At 72.2% G+C, this 21659-nt stretch carries 19 protein-coding genes and 1 riboswitch; of the genes, 15 read left to right on the top strand and 4 right to left on the bottom strand.

Features of this window, described 5'->3' with window-relative positions:
• Window positions 1-46 precede the first annotated feature (46 nt).
• Window positions 47-1111, bottom strand: coding sequence for a zinc-dependent alcohol dehydrogenase family protein (locus tag ACW62_RS22945; protein ID WP_053206433.1), 1065 nt, complete (start codon window positions 1109-1111; stop codon window positions 47-49).
• A gap of 97 nt (window positions 1112-1208) precedes the next feature.
• Between ACW62_RS22945 and ACW62_RS22940 the strand changes: the two genes are divergently transcribed.
• Entirely contained in the window at window positions 1209-1787 is a 579-nt protein-coding gene (locus ACW62_RS22940; protein WP_053206432.1) for a hypothetical protein, read from the top strand.
• Between the two features lie 62 nt (window positions 1788-1849).
• Here the strand turns inward: ACW62_RS22940 and ACW62_RS22935 are convergent, their stop codons facing one another.
• Together ACW62_RS22935 and ACW62_RS22930 are read right to left on the bottom strand one after the other, a co-directional pair.
• On the bottom strand, window positions 1850-2335 hold the full coding sequence (locus ACW62_RS22935; protein ID WP_053206431.1) for a hypothetical protein: 486 nt from the start codon (window positions 2333-2335) through the stop codon (window positions 1850-1852).
• Window positions 2336-2612: 277 nt separating this feature from the next.
• Window positions 2613-4970, bottom strand: a complete 2358-nt coding sequence (locus ACW62_RS22930) for a Tex family protein (RefSeq protein ID WP_053206430.1) — start codon at window positions 4968-4970, stop codon at window positions 2613-2615.
• Between the two features lie 147 nt (window positions 4971-5117).
• Window positions 5118-5229: riboswitch (SAM riboswitch) on the top strand.
• A gap of 32 nt (window positions 5230-5261) precedes the next feature.
• On the opposite strand from ACW62_RS22930, the gene ACW62_RS22925 reads away from it, so the two are divergent.
• The 4 genes from ACW62_RS22925 (at window position 5262) to ACW62_RS22910 (ending at window position 8815) form a co-directional block, all read left to right on the top strand.
• On the top strand, window positions 5262-6554 hold the full coding sequence (locus tag ACW62_RS22925; RefSeq protein ID WP_420843615.1) for an aminotransferase class V-fold PLP-dependent enzyme: 1293 nt from the start codon (window positions 5262-5264) through the stop codon (window positions 6552-6554).
• A gap of 81 nt (window positions 6555-6635) precedes the next feature.
• Window positions 6636-7367, top strand: coding sequence for a CAP domain-containing protein (locus ACW62_RS35365; protein WP_205629541.1), 732 nt, complete (start codon window positions 6636-6638; stop codon window positions 7365-7367).
• A gap of 39 nt (window positions 7368-7406) precedes the next feature.
• Window positions 7407-7784: a MerR family transcriptional regulator gene (locus ACW62_RS22915; RefSeq protein WP_053206429.1), complete on the top strand. Its 378-nt coding sequence runs from the start codon at window positions 7407-7409 to the stop codon at window positions 7782-7784.
• Between the two features lie 38 nt (window positions 7785-7822).
• Window positions 7823-8815: an aldo/keto reductase gene (locus tag ACW62_RS22910; protein WP_053206428.1), complete on the top strand. Its 993-nt coding sequence runs from the start codon at window positions 7823-7825 to the stop codon at window positions 8813-8815.
• Here the strand turns inward: ACW62_RS22910 and ACW62_RS22905 are convergent.
• Entirely contained in the window at window positions 8770-9627 is an 858-nt protein-coding gene (locus ACW62_RS22905) for a YndJ family protein (RefSeq protein WP_053206427.1), read from the bottom strand. The two genes, ACW62_RS22910 and ACW62_RS22905, sit on opposite strands and share 46 nt — an antisense overlap.
• 35 nt (window positions 9628-9662) lie before the next feature.
• Between ACW62_RS22905 and ACW62_RS22900 the strand changes: the two genes are divergently transcribed.
• The 10 genes from ACW62_RS22900 (at window position 9663) to ACW62_RS22855 (ending at window position 21655) form a co-directional block, all read left to right on the top strand.
• Complete coding sequence (locus ACW62_RS22900) at window positions 9663-10367, top strand: YggS family pyridoxal phosphate-dependent enzyme (protein WP_053206426.1); 705 nt, start codon at window positions 9663-9665, stop codon at window positions 10365-10367.
• A 160-nt stretch (window positions 10368-10527) separates the two neighbouring features.
• On the top strand, window positions 10528-13149 hold the full coding sequence (gene topA / locus ACW62_RS22895; protein WP_083460061.1) for a type I DNA topoisomerase: 2622 nt from the start codon (window positions 10528-10530) through the stop codon (window positions 13147-13149).
• Between the two features lie 358 nt (window positions 13150-13507).
• Window positions 13508-14449: an alpha/beta hydrolase gene (locus ACW62_RS22890; RefSeq protein ID WP_053206425.1), complete on the top strand. Its 942-nt coding sequence runs from the start codon at window positions 13508-13510 to the stop codon at window positions 14447-14449.
• A gap of 1 nt (window position 14450) precedes the next feature.
• A complete protein-coding gene (locus ACW62_RS22885) occupies window positions 14451-15839 on the top strand; it encodes a dihydroorotase (RefSeq protein WP_053206424.1) in 1389 nt (462 codons plus the stop codon).
• Window positions 15840-15863: 24 nt separating this feature from the next.
• Window positions 15864-16844 (top strand): LLM class flavin-dependent oxidoreductase, encoded by a 981-nt coding sequence (locus tag ACW62_RS22880; protein ID WP_053206423.1) that lies wholly within the window; start codon window positions 15864-15866, stop codon window positions 16842-16844.
• A gap of 16 nt (window positions 16845-16860) precedes the next feature.
• Window positions 16861-17322, top strand: a complete 462-nt coding sequence (locus ACW62_RS22875; protein WP_053206422.1) for an SRPBCC family protein — start codon at window positions 16861-16863, stop codon at window positions 17320-17322.
• Window positions 17319-18122: an FAD binding domain-containing protein gene (locus ACW62_RS22870; protein WP_053206421.1), complete on the top strand. Its 804-nt coding sequence runs from the start codon at window positions 17319-17321 to the stop codon at window positions 18120-18122. Before ACW62_RS22875 ends, ACW62_RS22870 begins: the two co-directional genes overlap by 4 nt.
• The gene (locus ACW62_RS22865; RefSeq protein ID WP_053206420.1) at window positions 18119-18622 is read left to right on the top strand and encodes a (2Fe-2S)-binding protein; all 504 of its coding nucleotides are present in this window, start codon (window positions 18119-18121) and stop codon (window positions 18620-18622) included. The genes ACW62_RS22870 and ACW62_RS22865 overlap by 4 nt, the downstream gene beginning before the upstream one ends.
• Window positions 18615-20894, top strand: a complete 2280-nt coding sequence (locus ACW62_RS22860) for a xanthine dehydrogenase family protein molybdopterin-binding subunit (protein ID WP_053206419.1) — start codon at window positions 18615-18617, stop codon at window positions 20892-20894. Before ACW62_RS22865 ends, ACW62_RS22860 begins: the two co-directional genes overlap by 8 nt.
• 50 nt (window positions 20895-20944) lie before the next feature.
• Window positions 20945-21655 carry a GntR family transcriptional regulator gene (locus ACW62_RS22855; protein WP_053206418.1) on the top strand — a complete coding sequence of 237 codons (711 nt, stop codon included), beginning with the start codon at window positions 20945-20947 and terminating at the stop codon, window positions 21653-21655.
• Window positions 21656-21659: the final 4 nt, after the last annotated feature.

The raw sequence follows: 21659 nt of genomic DNA, 5'->3' as shown, positions 1-21659 counted from the left end.
CTGTTCTTCGGGACTGCGTCAGACCTTGCGGTCGGCTGCCACCGCTTCAGGGGCTGGCGGCAGGTCCGTTCGGCCGGAGGATCGTCACCCCGGTCGGCGATCCGTCCGACATCGCCAGCAGCGCGTCGACGCCGTCCTCGAGGGTCAGCTCGCGGCCGAGCAGCAGCTCCGGCCGCAGCGTGCCGGCGGCGATCTCGGCCAGCATCGCCGGGTAGTGGTGGGCGGCCATGCCGTGACTGCCGAGCAGTTCCAGTTCGGTCCCGACCACCGGGCCCATCGCCACCGCCTGCGTCGCGTGCTCGGCGAGCAGCAGCCCGGCCTGGACGTGCCGCCCGCGGCGCCGCAGCCCGCGTACCGAGTTCTGGAACGTCGTGGTGCTGCCGAGTGCGTCGAGCGACAGGTGCGCCCCGCCGCCGGTCGCGTCGCGGACCGCGGCCACCACGTCGGTCCCGTCGCTGGCGTCGACCGTGACCGCGGCGCCCACGCTCCGGGCCAGCTCCAGTGCCGGCGCGGCGACGTCGACGGCGACCACCCGCGCGCCGTGCGCCGCCGCGATCATGACGGCGGACAGTCCCAGCCCGCCGCAGCCGTGCACCGCGACCCACTCGCCGGGTGCGACCCGGCCCTGCTGCACGACCGCTCGGTAAGCCGTGGCGAACCGGCAGCCCAGCCCGGCCGCCGTGGCGAAGCCGACCGCGTCGGGCAGCCGGACGAGGTTGACGGCGGCGTGTTCGATCGCCACGTACTCGGCGAACGAGCCCCAGTGGGTGAAGCCCGGCTGCGTCTGCCGCTCGCAGACCTGGTGGTGACCGGCCCGGCACTGCTCGCACGTGCCGCACGCGCAGACGAACGGGACGGTGACGCGCTCGCCCGGCCGCCAGCCTTGGTCCGGGGTGTCCGGCCCGACCTCCGCGAGCACGCCGGCCAGCTCGTGCCCCGGCACGTGCGGCACGGTGATGTCGTCGTCGTGGCCCATCCAGCCGTGCCAATCGCTGCGGCACAGCCCGGTCGCCTCGACCCGGATGACGGCGCCGCCGGGCGGGCAGACCGGCTCGGCGACGTCGCGGACGACCGGGCGGTCGCGGAACCTCGTGTAGACCATCGCGCGCACCAGCCGACCCTAGTCACCTACCGGAAATCCCCGGTGCGGTGGGCGGTCGCGGCGTTATGCTTCGCGTCGACCACCTGCGCGTTCGGAAGGCTGGACGGTGGCGATCAACGATCTCTTCGACGCTGCCATGACGTTCCCGGTGGTGCCGTTCACGTTCCTCACCGTCGCCGTGGTCGTCTACTGGCTGCTCATCATGGTCGGCGGCAGCGCGCCCGGGGCCGGCGACGGCGTGCCGCTGAACGTCACCGGGTCGGTGTTCCTCGTGTTCGCCTGGCTGGCGACGCTGGCCGGCACGCTCATCCACACCGGCGACGTCGCGGCGCACCCGCCGGGGCTGCCGGCGTCCATCGTGATCGCGGTGGTCGCGCTGGTGGCCGCCGGGCTGGGGACGGCGCTGCTGGCCCGGCCGATCCGCCGGCTGTTCCGCCCCGGACGTCCGGCCGACCCGGCCCGGCTGGTCGGCACCATCTGCGTGGTGCGCACCGGCGAGGTCGGCCCCGACGCCGGCCAGGCCGAGGTCACCGGCCCCGACGGCGCCCCCGTCGTCATCGAGGTGCGCCACGACGGCATCGAGGAGCTGCGGCCCGGCAACACCGCGATGATCCACGACTACGACGTCGAGCACCGGGTGTTCTGGGTGACGGCATTCGACCCCAAGCTCGGCACCACTCCATGACGGCGTGAGAAGGGGGCCGGGCCTGCGGGCCCGACCCCTGGCTGGTCGATCGAACTGTTACGTCACGACGTGACTGGCACGGTCACCACGTCGGAGACCACGCCGTCCTCGAGCAGCGTCAGCGTGGCCTCGGTGAAGGCGACGTCGACGATGTCGGGCGTCCACTGCGCGTTCGGGCAGGTGGGCGTCGGCGGCAGTGGCTCCGGGTCGTCGCTGGTGATGCTGAACACGAACTGCCCGTTGCGCGGCGTCGGCAGCGGTGTCGTCGTGCCGGACACGGTCACTTCGGTGTCCTGCCCGGGGGCGCGGTGGCCGGCCGGGTTGAAGCAGACGACCTCGGCGATTCCGGTCGCCTCAACGGTGATCTCGAAGGTGGTGCCGCCGAGGCCGGCGACCTTGCCGTCGCAGGTCACCTGGGTGCCGATGTCGACACACTCGGGGGCGTTGCCGCCGCCCTCGATGAAGTGGCCGCTCTGGGCGACGGCCGGTGTGCTGGCGAATCCGAGCAGCCCGAATACGGCCACCAGGATGATGATGATGCGTTTCATGTCATCCCCCGTTGGATGTCATGGGAGTTCCACGGTCGTGCTGCGGAGTGAGCACTGCGGATCGATCGTGGATCGCATCGGTGGTGCTCGTGCTCGTGCGTGGAATCTCATGCCCCCCGGGCCGGGTGGGAACACCGGCTCCTCGTGCCCCCTGCGCCGGTCCCTCCGCGGGCGACGCTAGACCCTGCCCGGGCGCATGGGCAAGGGCGTGGTTCGGTCCAATCAGCCGACTTGACCTGCGGTGATGCAGTGGGCAGTGCCAACCATCGACGTGCTGTCAGCGGTCGTAGCCGGCCCGGCGGAACGCGTCGGCGATGGCGCCGCTGGTCGGTGCGGCGTCGCGCTCGCGCTGCGGCCGGCCGCCGCCACCGCCACCGCGGGGCTGGCCGCCACCCCGCTGACCGCCGCGCGGCTGGCCTCCGCCGCGCTGGCCGCCGCGGCCGCCCGCGCCCGGCGCCGGCAGCTCGTCGTCCAGTCGCAGGGTGAGCGAGATGCGCTTGCGGTCGACGTCGACCTCGAGGACCTTGACCTTGACGACGTCGCCGGGCTTGACCACCTCGCGCGGGTCCGAGATGAACCGCTTGGACATCGCCGACACGTGCACCAGTCCGTCCTGGTGCACGCCGACGTCGACGAAGGCGCCGAACGCGGCCACGTTGGTGACGACGCCCTCCAGGCGCATGCCGGGGGTGAGATCGGTGAGCTTCTCGACGCCGTCGCTGAAGGTGGCGGTCTGGAACGACGGGCGGGGGTCACGGCCGGGCTTCTCCAGCTCGCGCAGCACGTCGGTGACGGTCGGCACGCCGAACACGTCGTCGGCGAAGTCGGCGGGCCGGAACTCGCGCAGCGTGCGGGTGTCGCCGAGCAACCCGCCGAGGTCGCGGCCCGAGGTGCCGACGATGCGCCGCACCAGCGGGTACGCCTCGGGGTGCACGCCGGACGCGTCGAGCGGGTCGTCGCCGCCGGGGATGCGCAGGAAGCCGGCGCACTGCTCGAACGCCTTCGGGCCGAGCCGCGTGACCTCCTTGAGCGCGCTGCGGGTGCGGAACGGGCCGTTGGTCTCGCGGTGCGTGACGATGTTCTCGGCCAGCCCGGGCGTGATGCCGGAGACCCGGCTGAGCAGCGGCGTCGACGCGGTGTTGAGGTCGACGCCGACGGCGTTGACGCAGTCCTCGACGACCGCGTCGAGCGAGCGGGACAGCGCGAAGTCGGGGAGGTCGTGCTGGTACTGCCCGACGCCGATGGACTTCGGGTCGATCTTCACCAGCTCGGCCAGCGGGTCCTGCAGCCGCCGCGCGATGGACACCGCGCCGCGCAGCGAGACGTCCATGCCGGGCAGTTCTTGCGACGCGAACGCGGACGCGGAGTACACCGACGCGCCGGCCTCGGAGACCATCACCTTGGTCAGCCCGGGCCGCCGCTTGACGAGGTCGGCGGCCAGCTTGTCGGTCTCGCGAGACGCGGTGCCGTTGCCGATCGCGACCAGGTCGACCTGGTGTTCGCGCGCGAGCCGGTCGAGCGTGGCCAGCGCGTCGTCCCACCGGTTCGCCGGCTGGTGCGGGTAGATGACGTCGGTGGCGACGACCTTCCCGGTGGCGTCGACGACGGCGACCTTGACGCCGGTGCGGAACCCGGGGTCCAGGCCGAGCGTGGCCCGGGTGCCGGCGGGTGCGGCCAGCAGCAGGTCGCGCAGGTTCGTGGCGAACACCCGGATCGCCTCCTCCTCGGCCGCCTCGCGCAGCCGGGTGCGCAGGTCGAGGTCGAGGCGGAGCATGATGCGGGTGCGCCAGGCCCAGCGGACGGTGTCGGCCAGCCAGCCGTCGGCCGGGCGGCCGTCGTTGCGGATGCCGAACCGGTGCGCGATCTCGCCCTCGTACGCCGCGGTGGAGCCGTCGTCGCCGGTGGGGTCGACGGTGAGGTCGAGGATCTCCTCCTTCTCGCCGCGCAGCATGGCCAGCACGCGGTGCGACGGCAGCTTCGTCAGCGGCTCGGCGAACTCGAAGTAGTCGGCGAACTTCGCACCGGCCTGCTCCTTGCCCTCGCGCACCTTCGCCGTCATGCGCCCGGCCGTCCACACCTGCTCGCGCAGCGTGCCGATGAGGTCGGCGTCCTCGGTGAACCGCTCGACCAGGATGGCCCGGGCGCCGGCCAGCGCGGCGGCGGTGTCCTCGACCCCGGCCTCCGGGTTCAGATAGCCGGCGGCGACGGTCTGCGGGTCCTGCGTGGGGTCGGTGAGCAGACCATCGGCCAGCGGCTCCAGCCCGGCCTCGCGGGCGATCTGCGCCTTCGTGCGCCGCTTCGGCTTGTACGGCAGGTAGATGTCCTCGAGCCGGGCCTTGGTGTCGGCCAGCAGGATCTGCGCCTCGAGCGCGTCGTCGAGCTTGCCCTGTTCGCGGACGGACTCGAGCACGGCGGAGCGGCGCTCCTCCAGCTCGCGCAGGTACCGCAGCCGCTCCTCGAGCGTGCGCAGCTGGGTGTCGTCGAGCCCGCCGGTGCGCTCTTTGCGGTACCGCGCGATGAACGGGACGGTGGCGCCCTCGTCGAGCAGGCCGACGGCGGCGCCGACCTGGTGCTCGGGCACGCCGAGCTCGTCGGCGATGCGCTGCTGGACGGACGGCAGGACGGGCTTGGACACGTGGTTCCACTCTCTCGGCAGGACGTCCCCGGCATTCTGCCGCGTCGGCCAGGACCGCGGCGAACTGGACCAGGTTCTCAACTACCGAGACGATTTCGTTCAAGGAGTGGACGATCAAGGGGAGGGCCGTTAGGCTTGCGGTCGAAAGGTCATGAGCGCCAGCGCCAAGCCCCGGCTCGCTGGCCGGCAACCCTCCGCGCGGTGGGGTGCCCCGGGTGACGACCTGGCCGCCTCGGCACCGAGCCGGCAAGCGCGGACCCGGCCCCGGGTCCCTCGACCCGGAGGAACGCCGTGACCGTGACCGACCTGCCTCGCACCACCACCCAGCTCCCCGCCGCGCCGACGCAGCCACTGCTCCCGGTCGTCGGCGCCGACTTGCGGGCGCCGCTGGCCGGTGGCGGCGACGCCCGCTACGTCAACCTCGACTACGCGGCCAGCGCGCCCGCACTGCGCGCCGTCGCCGACCACGTCGCCGAGATCCTGCCGACGTACGCAAGCGTGCACCGCGGCGCCGGGTACCCGTCGCAGCTGTCGACGCAGCGGTATGAGGACGCCCGCGCCACCGTCGCCGGGTTCGTCGGCGCCCGCGAGGACGACGTCGTGGTGTTCGTCCGCAACACCACCGACGCGCTGAACCTGCTGGCCGGCTGCGTGCCCGAGGGCGGCGAGGTGGTGGTCCTCGACCTCGAGCACCACGCCAACCTGCTGCCCTGGCAGCGCGGCCCGCACCGGATCGTCGAGGCCGCGCCGACGCTGGCGCAGACGCTGAGCCGGCTCCAGGTTGAGCTGGCCCGGCGCCCGGCCGCGCTGCTCGCCGTCACCGGCGCCTCGAACGTGACGGGCGAGCAGCTGCCGCTCGGTGCCCTGGCCGGGCTGGCGCATCGCAACGGCGCGCGGATCGCCGTCGACGCCGCGCAGCTCGCCCCGCACCGGCGCATCGACATCGTGGCCGGCGAGCTGGACTACGTCGCGTTCTCCGGGCACAAGCTGTACGCACCGTTCGGCGCCGGCGTGCTGGTCGGGCGGCGCGACTGGCTCGACGCCGCCCCGCCGTATCTCGCCGGCGGCGGCGCCGTCCGCGAGGTCACGACGACGGCGACGCAGTGGGCGCCGGCCCCGGCCCGGCACGAGGGCGGCTCGCCGAACGTCATCGGGGCGGCCGCGCTGGCCGCCGCCTGCGAGGCGGTCGCGGCGCTGCCCGAGGGCTGCGTCGAGGTGCACGAGTCGGCGCTGCGCCGGCGGCTGCTGGCCGGGCTGGACCGCATCGACGGCGTGCGGACGCTGCGGCTGTGGCCGGACAGCGGCTCCGCCGTCGGCGTCGTCGCGTTCACCGTCGACGGCTACTCCGCGCGGCAGGTGGCCGAGTACCTGTCCGCCGAGCACGCCATCGGGGTACGCGACGGCCGGTTCTGCGCGCATCCGCTGCTCGGCCGGCTGGGCGCAGAGGACGGCGCGCTGCGGGCCAGCTTCGGCCTCGGCTCCGCCGCCGCCGACGTCGACCGTCTCCTCGCCGCCCTCGAGCTGTTGCGCAGCGAGGGCACGGCCCGCACCTACGCCGTCAGCGCGGACCGCCCCTGCGACTGACCGCCGGGCCGGAGAACCAGGAGGTTTCGGACACTCCGGGGCGGGGCAAGAATGCCCTCCGTCAAGTGGACGGAGGCGGGCATGCTGCCGAGGCGGGCGAGCATCGCGGCCTGCGCCGCCGCCATCGCCGTCCTGGTGACGTCCGGCTGCGGCGACGAGCCGATGGCGATCCCGCGGACGGAGAGCGCCGAGCTGGTCCCGCAGGAGTCGTCCTCGCCGCCCGCCCAGACGCCCAGCCCGACGCCCACACCGTCCGCGACGCCGACCCCGACACCCACGCCCACTCCGACGCCGACCCCGGAGCCCCAGGAGACCGAGGAGCCGGAGCCCGAGCCGCCGGAGACCGAGCAGCCCGAACCGGAGGAGCCGGCCGAGCCGGAGCCGACCAACCCCGGCACGCCGAATCCGCCGGACGAGCCGGACCCCGAGGGCATGTCCGAGCGGGAGCAGGAGGTCGTCGACCGCACCAACGAGATCCGCGCCGACGAGGGCTGCGGCCCGCTGCGCGCCGACGACCGGCTGCACGAGGCCGCCCTCGCGCACAGCGACGACATGGCCGAGCGCGACTACTTCGACCACGAGACGCCGGAGGGCGTCGGGCCGGGCGAGCGGGCGGAACGGGCCGGCTACGACAGCTGGGGCGGCGAGAACATCGCGTGGGGCTATCAGTCCGCCGAAGCCGTCGTCGACGGCTGGATGGACAGCGACGGTCATCGGGCGAACATCCTGAACTGCGACTTCGAGGCGATCGGCGTCGGCGCGGCGGACAGCTCCGGCGGACCGTACTGGACGCAGACGTTCGGCTACGAGTGACTTGACTTCGAGTGCACTCGAAGCCCTACCGTCGATGACGTGACGACGCTCACCGCACCGTCCGAGACCATCTCCGAGGTGGCCGAGCGCACCGGCGTGACGGCCCACACACTGCGCTACTACGAGCGCGCCGGCCTGCTCGACGTCCCTCGCGACAGCGCCGGGCGGCGGCACTACACCCCCGACGACGTCGACCGGGTCGTGTTCATCACCCGGCTGCGCCAGCTCGACATGCCGATCCGCGACATCCAGCGCTACTTCGAGCTGGCCGCGCTCGGCCCGGCTACTGAGCCGGAACGGCTGGCGCTGCTGGTCGAGCACCGGGAGGCGGTGCGGGTCCGGATGGAGGCGCTGCGCATCGCGCTCGACGTTGTCGACTTCAAGATCGCCAAGTACGGCGGCAGCGCGGCCCCGTAGCCGCACAGCACCCGATACACAGCAACGCGAGGAGCACCATGTCCCTACCCCAACGCGCCCTCGGCCGGTCCGGCCTGACGGTGTCCGCCCTCGGCCTCGGCTGCATGGGCATGAGCCAGTCCTACGGCCCAGGCGACGACATCGAGTCGATCGCCACCATCCACCGTGCGCTCGATCTCGGCGTCACCTTCCTCGACACCGCCGACGTGTACGGCCCCTACGTCAACGAGGAGCTGGTCGGCCGGGCCATCGCCGGCCGCCGCGACGAGGTCGTGCTGGCGACCAAGTTCGGCATCGTCCTCGACCCCGCCGACCCGCTCGCGCGCGGCTTCGACGCGAGCCCGGCCTACGTGCGCGCGTCCATCGACGGGTCGCTGCGCCGCCTCGGCGTCGACCACGTCGACCTCTACTACCTGCACCGGGTCGACCCGAAGACGCCGATCGAGGACACCATCGGCACGATGGCCGAGCTGGTCCGGGCCGGCAAGGTGCGCTACCTCGGGTTGTCCGAGGCCGCCGCCGAGTCGATCCGCCGGGCACATGCCGTTCACCCGATCGCCGCGCTGCAGTCGGAGTGGTCGCTGTGGAGCCGCGACGTCGAGGGCGACATCGTCGGCACCTGCCGCGAGCTCGGCATCGGCCTGGTGCCGTACAGCCCGCTCGGCCGCGGCTTCCTCACCGGCGCGATCACCTCGCCGGACGACTTCACCGACGGCGACTACCGGCGGCACAGCCCGCGGTTCCAGGGCGAGGCGTTCCAGCGCAACCTCGAGCTGGTCGAGACGGTGCGCGAGCTGGCCGCCGGGAAGGGCGCGACGGCCAGCCAGCTGGCGCTGGCCTGGGCGCTGGCGCGGGGCGACGACGTCGTGCCGATCCCGGGCACGAAGCGGCACCGCTACCTGGAGGAGAACGTCGCCGCGCTGGACGTCACGCTGACCGCCGCCGAGCTGGAGCTGCTCGACGCGATCGTGCCGACCGGCGACCGCTACCCGGACATGAGCTTCGTCGAGGGGGTGTCGCCCGCCCGCTGAACCCGGCACCACGCGAGCAGCCCGCACAGCGCGAAGCCGAGCGCGTTCGCCAGGCCGTGGGTCGCGGCCATCCAGGTCAGCGACAGGTGCGGGACGGCGTCCCACACGTGGCCCGCGGCCCAGCTGAGCGCCAGCAGCATCGTCACCGCGAGCACGGCGGCGCTGACGCCGAACAGCGCCCGCGTGAGCCGGTCCCGCGCCGCCCCCGCCACGTCGCGCCACCCGGTCCAGCCGAGCAGCCACATGCCGGCCGTCAGCACGACGGCGCCGGCCAGCTCCACGCCGTCACCGGCGAAGTAGCCGAGGAACACCAGGCCGATCCCCACGGGCACCGTCACCGCGGCCACCGACGACGACGGTGACGGCGCGCGGCTCGCGGTCAGCCCGGCCACGAGCGCCGCCGCGAACCCGGCGTAGTGGAAGTGCGCCACCGTCAGCAGCTGCGTCGTCATACCGAAGCCGAGCAGCTCCCAGCCGCCGCGCTCCGCGATCAGCGAGCTGGCCGCCACGGCCGGCGCGACCATCGCCGTCAGCACCGCGATCTCGACCGGCGCCAGCGACCGCCGGCGCAGCAGCCGCAGCAGCGCCAGCACCGCGAGCCACGCCGCCACGGCCGCGTAGCAGCAGGCCAGCACGTTGGCGAAGGCGTTGCCGCGGTCGAACAGCAGGGACAGCCCGCCGAGCAGCCCGGCGAACGGCCACACCTGGCCGACCGGTCCGAGCCGCCGCCGGTCGTCGTCGATCAGGCGCAGCCCGAGCGGCACCACGACGACCATCCCGAGTGCGAGGATCCAGCCGACCAGTACCGTCACGACTGAGACTCTAAAGGCGACCTGGAAGGGGATCGATGGCGGCCGACGCGGACATCCGGGCCAATCTGGCGGCAGTGCGGGAACGGGTCGACGCCGCATGCGCGGCGGCCGGGCGGGCGCCGGACCAGGTCGAGGTGCTGCTGGCCACGAAGACGCAGCCGGCCGATCGCATCGCCGTCGCCGTCGCGGCCGGAGCCCGCCTGATCGGCGAGAACCGGGTCCAGGAGCTGGCGGCGAAGGACGCCGAACTGTCCGGGCTGCCGTGCGAGCGGCATTTCATCGGCCACCTGCAGTCGAACAAGGTCAACCAGGTGCTGCGCTACGTCAGCTGCGTGCAGACGGTCGACGGCGTCGAGCTGGCCGACCGGCTGCAGCGCCGGCTCGAGGCGCTCGACCGGACGCTCGACGTGCTGGTGCAGGTCAACACGTCCGGCGAGGCCAGCAAGTCCGGCGTCGCGCCGGACGAGGCGGTCGCCGTGGTCAAGGACGTCGCTACCCGCGATCGCCTGCGGGTTCGCGGGCTGATGACGGTCGGGCTGCAGTCGCCGGACGACGCCGCGGTCCGCGCGTCGTACCGCGACCTGCGGGTGCTGCGCGACCGTGCCGCCGACGTCATCGGGGCCGGGCTGCCGGTCCTCTCCATGGGGATGAGCGGTGATCTGGAGGCCGCCGTCGCGGAAGGTGCGACACTGGTCCGGGTCGGCTCCGCGGTGTTCGGCGCGCGCCTCCGGACGGCCTGATGTCGCAGCAGACGGGGGTGTTGATCATTGGCGGCCGGGATCGCCGTCTGGTTATCCTCTTCGCGTCTCGGGAACAACGTCGGATACCGTGCGTTGTCGCAGGGGAGTGTTCGTGAACCGAAGGGGTCGGTTCACCGTGCCCGGGGAGTGAGGAGCATTCATGGCTCGATCCACGAACGGCACGGCCCGACGCCGTCTCGTCGTCGTGGAGTCGCCGGCGAAGGCCAAGACCATCGCCGGCTACCTTGGCGACGGCTACATGGTGGAGTCGTCGTTCGGCCACATCCGCGACCTGCCGTCGAAGAAGACCGAGGTCCCCGCGGCCGAGCGTGAGCGCTACGGCAACCCGGTCGGCGTCGACGTCGACGGCGGGTTCGAGCCGCTGTACATCGTGCCCGCGGGCCGGGCCAAGGACCAGGTCAAGAAGCTCAAGACCATGCTCAAGGATGCCGACGAGCTCCTGCTCGCGACCGATGAGGACCGCGAGGGCGAGGCCATCGCGTGGCACCTGCGCGAGGAGCTGAAGCCGAAGGTCCCGGTCCGCCGCATGGTCTTCCACGAGATCACCCGCGACGCCATCCGGGCCGCCGTGCAGAACCCCCGCGAGATCGACGAAGACCTCGTCGACGCCCAGGAGACCCGGCGCATCGTCGACCGCCTCTACGGCTACCAGGTCTCCCCGGTGCTGTGGCGCAAGGTCATGCAGGGCCTGTCGGCGGGACGGGTCCAGAGCGTGGCGACGCGCCTCGTCGTCGACCGCGAGCGTGAGCGCATGGCGTTCCGCTCGGCCGAGTACTGGGACCTCACAGCCACGCTCGACACCGGCACGTCCGACGACCCGCACGCGTTCGAGGCCCGGCTGGCCACCGTCAACGGCACCAAGGTCGCCACCGGCCGCGACTTCGACGCCCGCGGCGAGGTGAAGGGTCGCGACGTCGTGGTGCTCGACGAGCAGCGCGCCCGTGCCCTGGCCGCCGCGCTCGGCGACGCCGACTACGCCGTCCGCTCGGTCGAGGCCAAGCCGTACACCCGCAAGCCGTACGCGCCGTTCCGCACCACCACCATGCAGCAGGAGGCCTCGCGCAAGCTGGGCTACGGCGCGGCCCGCACCATGCAGGTGGCGCAGCGGCTGTACGAGAACGGCTTCATCACCTATATGCGTACCGACTCCATCACGCTGTCCGACTCCGCGCTGAACGCGGCCCGGGCGCAGGTGGCGGAGCTGTACGGCACCGAGTACCTGCCCGACGCGCCGCGCAAGTACACCAGCAAGGTGAAGAACGCGCAGGAGGCGCACGAGGCCATCCGCCCGGCCGGCGAGTCCTTCCGCACGCCGGCCGAGACCGGCCTGCGCGACGACGAGTACCGCCTGTACGAGCTGATCTGGATGCGCACCGTCGCCTCGCAGATGCGCGACGCCAAGGGTGAGACGCTGACGGTCCGGGTCGGCGCCACGGCGGGCACCGGCGAGGCCGTCGAGTTCACCGCGTCCGGTCGCACCATCACCTTCCACGGCTTCCTCAAGGCCTACGTCGAGGGCGCCGACGACCCCGAGGCCGAGCTCGACGACCGTGAGCGGCGGCTCCCGATCCTCACCGAGGGCCAGGAACTGACGGCCGCCGGCATCGAGCCCGAGGGCCACAGCACCAAGCCGCCGGCCCGCTACACCGAGGCCACGCTGGTCAAGGAGCTGGAAGAGCGCGAGATCGGCCGCCCGTCCACGTACGCGTCGATCATCCGCACCATCCTCGACCGCGGCTACGTGTTCAAGCGCGGCACCGCGCTGGTGCCGGCCTGGCTGGCCTTCGCCGTCGTCCGGTTGCTGGAAGAGCACTTCACCCGGCTGGTCGACTACGAGTTCACCGCCAAGATGGAGGACGTCCTCGACGAGATCGCCGGCGGCCGGGCCGACCGCGCCGCCGAGCTGGCGCAGTTCTGGCACGGCGACGACAGCGTCGACGGCCTGAAGAAGCTGGCCGACAACCTCGGCGAGATCGACGCCCGCGAGATCTCGTCGTTCCCCATCGGCGAGGGCTTCACGGTGCGGGTCGGCCGCTACGGGCCGTACCTCGAGGACATCGAGGGCAACCGCGGCAGCATCCCCGAGGACCTCCCGCCCGACGAGCTGACCGTCGAGCTGGCCGGCGAACTGGTGGCTCGCGGCAACGGCGACCGCGAGCTGGGCGAGAACCCGGCCACCGGGCGCACCGTCGTCGCGAAGTCCGGCCGGTACGGGCCGTACGTCACCGAGCTGCTGCCCGACGACGCGCCGAAGAACGAGCGGCCGCCCACGGCGTCGCTGTTCAGCAGCATGTCGGTCGACACCGTCTCGCTCGACGAGGCGCTGCAGCTGCTCACGCTGCCGCGGGTGGTCGGCAAGGACGCCGAGGGCGCCGAGATCGTCGCGACGAACGGCCGCTACGGCCCGTACGTCAAGAAGGGCACCGACTCCCGCTCGCTTCCCGACGAGGCGTCGCTGTTCACCGTCACCGTCGAGGAGGCCGAGAAGCTGTTCGCGCAGCCGAAGGGCCGCCGCGGCGCACGGGCGGCCACGCCGCCGCTGCGCGAGCTGGGCACCGACCCCGCGTCGGGCAAGCCGCTCGTGGTCAAGGACGGCCGGTTCGGCCCGTACATCACCGACGGCGAGATCAACGTGACGGTGCCGCGGGGCACCGACATCGAGCAGCTCACCACCGAGCGGGCGGTCGAGCTGATCGCCGAGAAACGGGCGAAGGGCCCGGCGCCGAAGAAGCGGGCCGCGCGGGCGAAGTCGCGCAGCTGATCCCCAGCGGGCCGGCGTCGGGCCAAGGCCAGTCGCCGGCCGGCCGTGTCGCCGGGCTGGGCCGGTCGCGGGTCGGCCGGGTCTGCCGGGCTGGGTGAGTCGCCGGCTTGCGGCGTCGGCCGTCCGCCGGGCTCGCTTCCCTTGGGTCGGCCGGGCCGTAGGTGATGTTCCGGCGCGTGTTGACCTGAGCGCCAACTGTTGGCGTTCCTGTCACCCGACGCCAACGACACCGATGCCCGTCGAGGCAGCCCGCCCGGCGTTGGATACAACATAAGATAGCCGTCAGCGCGGTCCAGCATCTTGCCCAGGAGGGCCCTGCACTTTAGACTCTGTATCAATTATCCAAAATGGAGGTTCGATGCGGAGCGAAGACGTCGTCTTCTATAGCGAGGGCAGCCGGATCTCGGCGTCCTGGCGCACGCCGGATCAGTCCGACGGGCCGCTGCGGGCCATCGTGCAGGGGCCGGGCTGGCTCGGCCTGAAGGACGCCAAGCTGTACGTCCGGTACCACGAGGCGCTCACCGCCGCGGGCTTCGGCGTGCTGATCCTCGACTACCGGGGCTTCGGCGACTCCGAGGGTGAGAAGAAGCTCTCCCCGGCCGTCCAGCTGCAGGACCTGCGCAACGCCGTCACCTACCTGACCACGCGCGACGACGTCGACGCCGACCGCATCGGCGTGTTCGGCTCCGGCGGCACCGGCGGCGGCAACGCCGTCCTGCTGGCCGCCGTCGACGACCGCGTCCGGGCCGCCGTCAGCCAGCTCCCCGTCGCGAACGGACGCGACTGGCTGCACCGCATGCGCTCGGAGTACGAGTGGCTCGACTTCCTCCAGGGCCTCGACGACGACCGCCGCGAGCGGGTCACCACGGGCAAGGGACGGCTGGTCCACCCGCGCGAGGAGATCATGGTCCCGACGCCGGAGCGGCGGGCCACGAAGGTCAAGGCCGACGTCGACGGCCGCATCCCGACCGCAGTCTCGCTGGCCGCGGCCGACGAGATCCTCGAGTACGACCCGCTGGCCGCGGCCCGCACGCTGACCACGCCGCTCATGGTCATCGGCATCGAGGGCGACGCCACCACGCCGACCGACCACGCCGTCGCGATCTACGAGGCCGCCAAGGGCCCGCGCAGCCTGATCATGCAGCGGCACACCACGCACTACGCGGCCTACGACAAGTACTGGGAGAAGGTCACCCCGGCGATCGTGGGCTGGTTCGACACCTACCTGAGCAACGGCGACGTCGTCATCACCACCCAGGACGGCCCGGCCGAGTCGGTTACCTACCTGGAGGGGCAGTGACATGGCAGTGACGACCCGGATCAGCGGAGGCGACGTCGTCACTCCGGACGGCACGATCCGCGCCGACGTCCTGATCGGCGCCGACGGCACCATCGCCGGGCTGGTCTCGCCCGGCACCGCCATCGGCGACGACGCGACCGTCGTCGACGCCACCGGCCGGCTGGTGCTGCCCGGCATGGTCGACGTCCACGTGCACACCCGCGAGCCCGGGTACACGCACAAGGAAGACATCATCACCACCACCGAACAGGCTGCGGTGGGCGGCGTCACGACGATCTTCGGCATGCCGAACCTGGACCCGCCGACGACCGACCGCAAGACGCTCGACGAGGTCATGGCGCTGTACGCGGAGAAGTCGATCGTCGACTACAACCACAACCCGGCGCCGACGAACTTCGACGACATCGCGTCGATGGCCGAGGCCGGCATCAACGCCTACAAGATCTACATGGTGGTCGACACCGGCCGCACCTACCCGCACCCGGCCGGCACCGGCATGCACGACCACGGCCACCTGCTGCAGATGATGGACCGGATCAAGCCCACCGGGAAGCGGTTCATCATCCACCCGCACGACCAGGCGCTGATGGACTACATCGAGGGCGAGGTGCTGGCCCGCGGCGACAACACCCCGCAGGGCTACGCCAGCGCCTACGCGGCCCGCGACGGCGTCATCTGGGACACCGCCATCGACGTGGTGCTGCGGCTGTCCGAGGCGTCGGGCTGCCCCATCCACATCGCGCACATGCAGACCGCCCGCTCCATCGACGCGGTCCGCCGGGCCAAGGCCCGCGGCGTGGACGTCACCGGCGAGGTGAACCACTGGGCGCTGTTCCTGTCGACGTGGAGCGACGTCGAGACGCAGGGCCCGTACGTGCTGTCGTACTGGGTGCCCGACAACCACCGGGCGGCCGTGTGGGAGGGCCTGCTCGACGGCACCATCGACATGATCTCCTCCGACCACGCGCCGCACACGCGCGAGGAGAAGGAGATCGGCTGGACGAAGATGTGGAGCTCCCACACCGGCACGCCGGGCATCCAGTACTACTACCCGCTGCTGCTCGACGCGGTCCGCCAGGGCAAGCTCCCGCTGGAGCGCGCCGTCGAGGCCGCCGCCCGCCGCCCGGCCGACGCGTTCGGCCTCACCGGCCGGAAGGGCCGCATCGCCGTCGGCTACGACGCCGACCTGGTCGTCGCGAACCTCGACAGCCCGTGGACCATCACGAACGATGACGTCCTCTCCCGCATCGGGTGGACGCCGTACGACGGCCGGAGCCTCGGCGTCCGGTTCGAACGCACTCTCGTCCGCGGTACGGACGTGTTCGCCGACGGCGCCGTCGTCGGGAAGCCCGGCCACGGCCGGCTCGCCACCGCCCACCCCGCTGCGTAACCCGACCCGCGAAGGACGTCACGAATGAAATATGGACTGTTGCTGCCGCATTTCGGTGAGCAGGCCGACCGCGACAAGCTGCTGCGCGGCTCCCAGCGGGCCGAGGAACTCGGTTTCGACTCCGTGTGGGTGCGCGACCACCTCGTGTTCGAGCCGCACGGCGAGATGGAGAAGCCGAACCGCACCTTCTACGACGCGCTGACCACGCTCACCGCGATCGGCGCCGTCACCGAGCGGATCCAGCTGGGCACCGGCTCGCTGATCCCGTTCCGGCACCCGCTGACCACCGCGCTGATGGCCGGCACCATGTCGCACCTGCTGGGCGCCGACCGGCTGATCCTCGGCTTCGGCGCCGGCACGTTCGACCACGAGTTCGAGGCCATCGGCTGGGGTGACCGCGACCGCGTCGAGCTGGTCCGCTCCAACGCGGAGATCCTCAAGCGGGTCTTCACCGAGAACGAGGTCTCCTACAAGGACGACAACTTCTCCTTCGAAGACATCACCATCGAGCCGAAGCCGCTGGGCGGGCGCATCCCGTTCTGGTACTGCGGCGCCACACCGCGCTCGGCCCGGCTCGCGGTGGAGTTCTGCGACGGCTGGATGCCCGGCCGCATCGCGATGGCCACGCTGAAGAAGCGGGTCGAGACGATCGAGGAGCTGTCGGCAGCGGCCGGCAAGCCGCGCCCCACGATCGCCGTCATCCCGCCGACCTCGATCGAGCGCACCCGCGAGGAGGCGCTCCAGCACGTCAACATTCCCGGCCTGCTGGCCTGGGCGAACAAGTCCAAGTGGGCGGTCAAGCCGCCGTCGGGCTCGTTCGAGACGGTCGACGATCTCGAGGGCCAGCTGATCGCGGGCGACGTCGACGGCGCCGTCGAGGAATGCCGTAAGTTCGAGGCGGCCGGCGTCGAGCACCTGGTCTTCGACTTCCGCTTCAAGTTCGACAAGTGGTTCGACCAGATCGAGCTGCTCGGCAACGAGGTTCTGCCCAAGCTCAAGGGCTGACGAGAAGGGGGCCCGCATGCCTCGAAGTGAGTTCGGTCGTGAGCTGGCGGTGTCCGCGGCGCCGTCGCAGGCGTGGGCGACGCTGATCGACGTGCCGGTGCTGGTGTCGTGGATCAGCGTGCTGGAGCAGGCCGAGGAGCTGGCGCACCTGGAGCGGTACTCGGCGGTGCTCCTGGACCGCCTCGGACCGTTCAAGCTGCGCGCCGACCTCGCCATCACGCTCAGCGACGTCCGCACCGAGGAGCACGTCACGGTGCACGCCGAGGGCGAGGACCGCCAGGTCGGCTCCCGGCTCGTGGTCGACGCGACGCTCGACCTCGCCCCGTCCGGCGACGGCGGCACCGCGGTGCGCGTGGCCGGCGTCTACGAGGTGAGCGGCAAGGTCGCGGCCATGGGCGGCGGGACCATCAACAAGAAGGCCGAGAAGATCATCGGCGAGTTCTTCGCCAATGCCGAGAAGGCGCTGGGAGCCACATGACGCTGCCGCCGTTCGCGCTGCGGCGTCCCGCCACGCTCGACGAGGCGCTGCGCGAGCTGTCCGAGGACTCGGTGCCGTACTGCGGCGGCACCGAGCTCCTCCTCGCCATGCGGGCCGGGCTGCACCGGCCCGACGCGCTGGTCGACCTCAAGCGGGTGGCGGAGCTGTCCGGTGTCCGCGTCGACGACGGCGTGCTGGTCATCGGCGCCACCGAGCGGCACGCCGACCTCGCCGCGCACCCCGTCATCCAGGAGCGGCTGCCGGTCTTCGCCCGCATGGAGAAGCACATCGGCAACGCCCGGGTGCGCAACCAGGGCTCCATCGGCGGCAACCTGTGCTTCGCCGAACCGAAGTCCGACGTCGCGACGGTGCTGATGGCGCTGGGCGCGTCGGTCACGCTGGCCGCACCCGCCGGGCGGCGCACCGTCGCGGTCGAGGAGTTCGTGGCCGGCCCGTACTACGCGGAGAAGGAGCCCGACGAGCTGCTGGTCGACGTGCGCATCCCGCTGCGCGACGGCCTGCGCGGCGCGTACGTGAAGTTCCAGACCATGGAGCGGCCGACGGTCGGGGTCGCGGTGCTGGCCGACGACGCCACCGGGTGGTACCGGCTGGGCGTCGGCGCGGTCGGCGAGGTGCCGATGGCGTGGTCGTTCGGGTCGCTCGGCGAGATCGACCCCGACGCCGTCGCCGGCTGGGTCGACCCGACGCCGGACCTGTCCGGGTCCGAGGAGTACAAGCGGCACGTCACGGGTGTCTACGTGCGGCGTGCCCTGGCCAAGCTGGAGCAGGTGAGCGCATGACCGAACGTTCTGGTCCGGCCCGCGTCCCGGTGAGCGTCGACGTCAACGGCGTCAGCGTCAGCCGGCAGGTGGAGCCGCGGTCGCTGCTGGTCGACTTCCTGCGCGAAGACCTCGGCCTCACCGGCACCAAGGTGAGTTGCGAGCTGCAGGTGTGCGGCGTGTGCACCGTGCTGGTCGACGGCCGGCCGGTCAGCTCGTGCACGTTCCTCACCGCCGACGCCGACGGCGCCGACGTCACCACCGTCGAAGGGCTCTCCGACGGACAGACGCTGCACCCGCTGCAGGAGTCGTTCGTCGAGAACTTCGCGCTGCAGTGCGGGTTCTGCACGCCCGGGTTCCTGATGATGTCGAAGGCGCTGCTCGACGGCGACGACGTGCCCGACCGCGAGGCGATCGTCGAGCACCTCGAGGGCAACATCTGCCGGTGCACCGGCTACGAGCCGATCGTCGAGGCGGTCGAGCAGGTCGCCGAGCGGCTGCGGGGCGGCGTGCATGGGTGAGAACGTCGTCGGGCGGTCGGTGCGCCGGCCCGACCTCATCGAGAAGGTCACCGGCGCGGCGGAGTACTGCGTCGACGTGACGATGCCCGGCATGGCGCACGCGAAGGTCGTGCGCTCCGACCGCGCGCACGCCCGCATCACCGGCATCGACGTCGCGGCGGCGCTGGCCGGCCCCGGCGTCGTCGCGGTGGTGACGGCCGACGACATCTCGGCCCTGTACGCGCGGTTCGGCCACATCGTGTCCGACCACTGGATCCTGGCGACCGGGAAGGTGCGCTACTACGGCGAGCCGGTCGCCATCGTGGTCGCCGAGACCGTCGCGGCCGCCGCCGACGCCGTCGAGCTGGTCCGGGTGTCCTACGCCGACCTGCCGTCCGTCATGGACATCGACGCCGCGCTGGCCGACGCCGCGCCGCTGGTGCACGAGCAGTCCTACGACGCCACCGGCGACGAGTCGTTCAAGAACCTGTCGCACGTCGACGACCCCGCCGAGGAGGCGCTGTCGAACGTCGCGCACGAGGTCACGGTCGGCTGGGGTGACGTCGACGCCGCGTTCGCCGAGGCCGCCGTCGTCGTCGAGAACACCGTGCACTTCCCGATGCTCTACGCGTACGCCATGGAGCCGTACAACGCCGTCGCGTCGTACCACGAGGGCGCGCTGACCGTCGTCTCGACGGCGCAGCACCCGTACATGGTCCGCGACGACCTCGCCCGGGTGTTCTCGCTGCCGCTGTCGCGGGTCCGGGTCACGTCGCCGTACCTCGGCGGCGGCTACGGATCGAAGTCGTACACGAAGGTCGAGCCGCTGGCGTCGGTGGCGTCGTGGGTCACCGGGCGGCCGGTGAAGCTCACGCTGACCGTCGAGGAGTCGATCTACACCACCCGCGTCGACTCCGCGCGCATCTGGGTGAAGAGCGGGTTCGCCGCCGACGGGACCATCCTGGCGCGCGAGTTCGACATCGTCATGGACTCCGGCGCGTACGCCGACAACAGCCCGCTGGTCATGGCGAAGTCGGTGAACCGCTGCTTCGGTCCGTACCGGGTGCCGCACCTGCGCGCCCACGGCCGCTCCGTCTACACGAACACGTCGCCGGCGTCGTCGTACCGCGGGTTCGGCGCGCCGCAGGGCAACCTCGCCGGCGAGACCAACCTCGACCAGGCGGCCGAGCGGCTGGGCATCTCCGGCGCGGACATCCGCCGGCGTAACCTCGTGCGCAAGGGCGAGGAGATCCTGCCCGGCAAGCGTGGCATCGACGCCGACATCCCGGCCGACCTCGAGATGGTGGTCGAGTCGCTGGAGCGCGACCGCAAGGACGTCCCCTACTACGGCATCGGCTTCGGCTGCTCCGCGTCCGACGCCGGCGCCTACCCGATCTCGACCGCCCAGGTGCGCATCCAGGCCGACGGCTCGGTCCTGGTGCTCAGCGGCTCGACGGAGATGGGCCAGGGCAGCCGGTCGCTGCTCGCGCAGGTCGCCGCCGAGGAGCTGGGCGTCGACCTGTCCGTCGTCAAGGTCGTGCAGTCCGACACGTCCGTCACGCCGTACGAGCGGACCACCGGCGCCAGCCGCACCAGCACGCTGGTCGGTCTCGCGCTGCAGCGGGCCTGCGCCGACGCGCGATCACGGCTGCGCGACATGGCCGCCGAGCTGTACTCCTGCGCGGCCGGCGACGTGCGCGACCTCCCCGGCGGCGTCGCCGGCCCGGACGGGCGCGAGCTCGACTTCGGCGCCGTCGTCCGGCAGTGGTTCGGCGGCTCGGCCGGCGAGGTCACCGGCGTCGGACTGCTCCGCCGCGACGGCGCGACGCAGCAGATGCCGCCGTTCTGGGAGGTCGGCATGGTCGGCGTCGCGGTGGAGATCGACCCCGAGACCGGCGTCGTCGCCGTCGACCAGCTGGTCACCGTCGCCGACGTCGGCTTCGCGATCAACCCGCGTGCCGTCGAGGGACAGGACCTCGGCGCCGCGACGCAGGGCCTGGGCAGCGCGCTGCACGAGGAACTCGTCTACGACGGCCCCCAGCTCGCCAACGCCAACGTCGTCGACTACCGCGTGCCCCGCATGAAGGACCTCCCACGCAAGATCGACCTGATGATTGCCGAGCGCAGGGACGGTGTGGGACCGTATGGCGCCAAAGGCGCGGGGGAGGGCACGCTCAACCCGATCGGCGGGGCGGTGGCGGCGGCCGTGGCGCGGGCGACGGGCCGCTGGCCCGACCGGCTTCCGCTCACTCCCGAGCGCGTGTGGCGCCTGATCAATGGACGTACGTCGTGATCCACAGTTGAATGTATTCTTGATAACCCCTTCAAGGCAGAGGAACGTGCATGGGTAGGACGAGCGCGCGCAATGGCGGGACGGCCGCGGCCGACGACGAGACGCTCGACGTCATCGCCAAGTCCGTGCGCGGCACGTTCATGACCGTCGAGGAGATGACCCAGGCGTTCATCCGCGAGGCCATCCTGCAGGGCGCCTTCCCGCCCGGCCACCGCCTCAACCTCGACGCCATCGCGGCCCATCTCGGCGTGAGCCGGATGCCGGTGCGGGCCAGCCTCCGCCAGCTGGAGGGCGAGGGCCTGGTGCGCATCCACACCCACCGCGGCGTCACCGTGTCGGTGCTCAGCCCGTCGGAGATCGCCGAGATCTACGAGCTGCGCATCCTGCTCGAGGGCCATCTGATCGAGCTGTCCATCCCCAAGCTCACGCCCGAGGTGCTCGACGACCTCAAGCGGCTCGCGGTCCAGCTCGACGACACCACCGACCTCGCCACCGGGCTGGACCTGCGCAAGCAGTTCTACGAGCGGCTCTACGCGCTGGCCGACCGGCCGCGCACGCTCGCCTCGGCGAAGAACCTGCGCGACTCCGTCGGCCGGTACCTGCTGCTGCGCCGCGTCCCCGAGCGCGGCGGGCACCCCGGTCTCATCGCCCACCTCGAGGCCGGCGACGTCGAGAAGGCCAAGGCGTGGCTGGCCACGCACCTCAACCGGGTCTCCGGCGAACTGCAGGCGCTGGTCGAAGCGGAAACCGAGACCGGCTAAGGGG

The organism is Jiangella muralis (genome assembly GCF_001270745.1).
In the GTDB taxonomy this organism is placed as follows: domain Bacteria; phylum Actinomycetota; class Actinomycetes; order Jiangellales; family Jiangellaceae; genus Jiangella; species Jiangella muralis.
Note: the sequence above shows the minus strand (reverse complement) of the source record. Positions and strands in the feature narration are given on the sequence as shown.

What these genes read in the sequence shown, in the direction of transcription:
- ACW62_RS22860 (WP_053206419.1), top strand. Translation starts at nt 18,615, where the DNA reads ATGGGTGAGAACGTCGTCGGGCGGTCGGTGCGCCGGCCCGACCTCATC.
- topA (WP_083460061.1), top strand. Translation starts at nt 10,528, where the DNA reads ATGGCTCGATCCACGAACGGCACGGCCCGACGCCGTCTCGTCGTCGTG.
- ACW62_RS22865 (WP_053206420.1), top strand. Translation starts at nt 18,119, where the DNA reads ATGACCGAACGTTCTGGTCCGGCCCGCGTCCCGGTGAGCGTCGACGTC.
- ACW62_RS22855 (WP_053206418.1), top strand. Translation starts at nt 20,945, where the DNA reads ATGGGTAGGACGAGCGCGCGCAATGGCGGGACGGCCGCGGCCGACGAC.
- ACW62_RS22870 (WP_053206421.1), top strand. Translation starts at nt 17,319, where the DNA reads ATGACGCTGCCGCCGTTCGCGCTGCGGCGTCCCGCCACGCTCGACGAG.
- ACW62_RS22880 (WP_053206423.1), top strand. Translation starts at nt 15,864, where the DNA reads ATGAAATATGGACTGTTGCTGCCGCATTTCGGTGAGCAGGCCGACCGC.
- ACW62_RS22875 (WP_053206422.1), top strand. Translation starts at nt 16,861, where the DNA reads ATGCCTCGAAGTGAGTTCGGTCGTGAGCTGGCGGTGTCCGCGGCGCCG.
- ACW62_RS22910 (WP_053206428.1), top strand. Translation starts at nt 7,823, where the DNA reads ATGTCCCTACCCCAACGCGCCCTCGGCCGGTCCGGCCTGACGGTGTCC.
- ACW62_RS35365 (WP_205629541.1), top strand. Translation starts at nt 6,636, where the DNA reads ATGCTGCCGAGGCGGGCGAGCATCGCGGCCTGCGCCGCCGCCATCGCC.
- ACW62_RS22900 (WP_053206426.1), top strand. Translation starts at nt 9,663, where the DNA reads ATGGCGGCCGACGCGGACATCCGGGCCAATCTGGCGGCAGTGCGGGAA.
- ACW62_RS22885 (WP_053206424.1), top strand. Translation starts at nt 14,451, where the DNA reads ATGGCAGTGACGACCCGGATCAGCGGAGGCGACGTCGTCACTCCGGAC.
- ACW62_RS22890 (WP_053206425.1), top strand. Translation starts at nt 13,508, where the DNA reads ATGCGGAGCGAAGACGTCGTCTTCTATAGCGAGGGCAGCCGGATCTCG.
- ACW62_RS22935 (WP_053206431.1), bottom strand. Translation starts at nt 2,335, where the DNA reads ATGAAACGCATCATCATCATCCTGGTGGCCGTATTCGGGCTGCTCGGA.